Below are 2753 nucleotides of genomic sequence, written 5' to 3' on the forward strand. Positions count from 1 at the left end.
ATGGAGAGCCGTATGCGCTGAAAGGTGCACGTGCGGTTCGGGGAGGAGAAGCGCTACTGCGCTTCTTACTCCACTCAGGACACTGGAAGGGTTCACCTATCTGGCGGTAGTGATCGATCTCTATTCCCGCCGTGTCGTCGGATGGGTAATGCAGAGCCGTCAGACCACTGATGTCGTGTTGCAAGCATTGCTCATGGCGGTATGGCGGAGGAAACCAAAGGGCAAGGTTCTGGTCCATTCGGATCAGGGGTCACAGTTCACAAGCATAGACTGGGCTTCGTTCATAAGGGCTCACAATCTGGAGCACTCCATGAGTCGGCGTGGAAACTGTCACGATAATGCTGTTGCCGAAAGTTTCTTCAACCTGCTCAAACGGGAAAGGGTACGACGGCGAACTTACAAAACACGCGAAGATGCGAGGCGGGATGTGTTCGACTACATCGAGATGTTCTACAACCCAAGGCGCAAACACGTCAGAAACGGGATGCTGTCACCCGTCGAGTTCGAACGGCAGCAGAAAATGAAAGCTGATGGCGTCTAGAAAACGCGGGGCAATTCACCCTGAACCAATGGGACTATCTGACGTGCTACACCGAGGACGGCAGGATGCCGATAGACAACAACCTTCTGGAACGCGACATCAGAATCTTTGCCACCGGCAGAAAAAGTTGGCTGTTCAGCGACACCGTCGAGGGAGCCAGGGTCAGCGTCGTCGAGCCCTTGGCGGTACCTGCGCCATGTCCTATCCGAACGACCGCAGCGTACCGCCGATGCAGACATCAACGATCTGCTGCCATTCAACTTCCCGAAAACAACTACCGCTTGATCTAACCGGACGCTCTCCCATTCGAACACATCCCAACAAATTGACGGCGTCAACGTGCTGGGAAATGAGCGCTTACGGATATATTGCAAGCCGATCCGATGTCTTGAAGCCCACATTTGCAGGGCGGCACTAGCATTTTCTGGACCGTGTTTCAAAATTGCCAGGATCTGGCTTTTCGTAAATCTTGATTTCTTCATCTCGTTCTCCAAGCGCATCAAAGGTCGGAGAAGTCCAATTTTCAACCCAATGATTTTTGGGGATGATGACCATCTGCTTGCCACTTCTGGGCCTATATGGATGGGAAATGGGTCGAACGACCCTTGAAACAATTCCGCAGGATTGCCACTCAATGCGACAAATCCAAAACGTCTTGCTCGACATTTCTAATTCTGGCAGCAGAACACCTTTGGCTGCATGACTTTGTCATCGAAGCCAGGCTGCCGTAGCCAACAACATCCATGCTGCAATTGTCATTCTAAAAAAAACAAAAAATAATCGACAAATAAAAAAAATGCAGTCAGTGCATTCTCAAAAACTTTCTCCATACTCAAGAAACCAAATTATGGGGAAAGATGATGCTAAACAATGAGTTTGCCCTCGAATAACGTAAAGGAGTGAATATTAGCCAAGAACACTGGGAGTTAATGATACAGGATGAAGTTTCCTGCCCCTGGCTAAAGAAATGGGCGTATTGAAGGTAACTTCCGCTACAGAAAACTTTTCTCAGTTTCAATTAAGTTCAGATCATACAAAAACTCGAGACTGAAAAGCTCAAAAGACCGGTTTCATCTGCGATATGTCTATCATTTCATGAAACGAAAAATGCACCGTCATCACTGTTCCTTTGGGCGAATGGTCTGGTTACTTTTGACCCTTACAGCGCTCTTGGGCGGGTGTAGCAACTCCCTCGAAACACAGTCGGCCGGATTGATGAGCCTGACGAGACCCGACACCTCTAATCCAACTGTTCCAGAAGAAAAGTTTAACAAGAAACGGGGTACCTCAAAGGCAGCATATAGTGAGTTTAACGAACAACAGCTCATATATCTACGGCTCACCGAAACAACTGCATTGCGCTACGCAGGCCACGATGGTGTTCGGGCTGCAGGATTGAACACTGTCGAGTTCATCGATCTGTTTACACAGCTAATTCAAAAGGAAAGTAACTTCAAACCCGATGCCATTTCGCTCGCAGGCGCGCAGGGTCTCGGGCAGCTGATGCCGGCAACATCAACCGAATTGGGTGTCAGCAATCCGTTCGACCCCGAACAAAATCTAGATGCTTCGGCAAGATATCTGACCAGCCAAATGCAACGCTTCAAGTCCGCAAAGCTCGCTCTAGCAGCTTATAATGCGGGCCCAACGCGGGTCAAACGTTTTGGAGGTGTCCCTCCATTCGAAGAAACGACGAACTACGTCCGGAACATTCTATCAGAAACAGGTCTCTTGAGAACTCGGCGCGAAAACAAGCCGTTAATACCGACCAAGAGGTTCCACCTCCCCTCCAGAGTGGACTTCAGGCTCAAAGGCCGCCAGTCCGTCTGGGAGTTTTGAAGACTTCAAATTCATAAGACACACACGTTTGTCCGCTGACCCAATCAGGTATCAGCACTTGTTCGTAATCTGGCCTCTTGAAAAAAGACAGGGCGCACGACCAGGAACTGGCTCGTTTTGCCGAGTGAGCGGCCGTCGGTTCGATTGAAGAACCCTCAGTCGCTCCGACGTGAGCACACCTCAAGGTTGTCACTCTCCCCAAAATAACAATTATCACGCCTCAACCCGGCCGGGCATTGCAACCGCCGCCGCCGGCGCAACAGCGTCTTGCCGGCAACTGACCAAGCCACTTGCAGCACTAGGTGTTTGATCCCAGATTTTGATGGTGCAGTCTTTTCTCCCGAATGGAAGGATGCACTATGGGACAGGTTTT

At 50.1% G+C, this 2753-nt stretch carries 2 protein-coding genes and 1 pseudogene; all 3 read left to right on the plus strand.

The window, feature by feature from the left end:
* A partial coding sequence (locus Q0835_RS29605) for an IS3 family transposase (protein WP_298967033.1) occupies window positions 1-541 on the plus strand: 541 nt, incomplete at its 5' end.
* Window positions 535-826, plus strand: a pseudogene (locus Q0835_RS29610) (transposase); the annotation flags it as partial. The gene Q0835_RS29605 and the pseudogene Q0835_RS29610, both read left to right, overlap by 7 nt.
* A 930-nt stretch (window positions 827-1756) precedes the next feature.
* A complete protein-coding gene (locus Q0835_RS29615; RefSeq protein WP_298967036.1) occupies window positions 1757-2380 on the plus strand; it encodes a lytic transglycosylase domain-containing protein in 624 nt (207 codons plus the stop codon).
* The last annotated feature ends 373 nt before the right edge of the window (window positions 2381-2753 follow it).

The sequence above is a fragment of the uncultured Roseibium sp. genome (assembly GCF_947499295.1).
In the GTDB taxonomy this organism is placed as follows: domain Bacteria; phylum Pseudomonadota; class Alphaproteobacteria; order Rhizobiales; family Stappiaceae; genus Roseibium.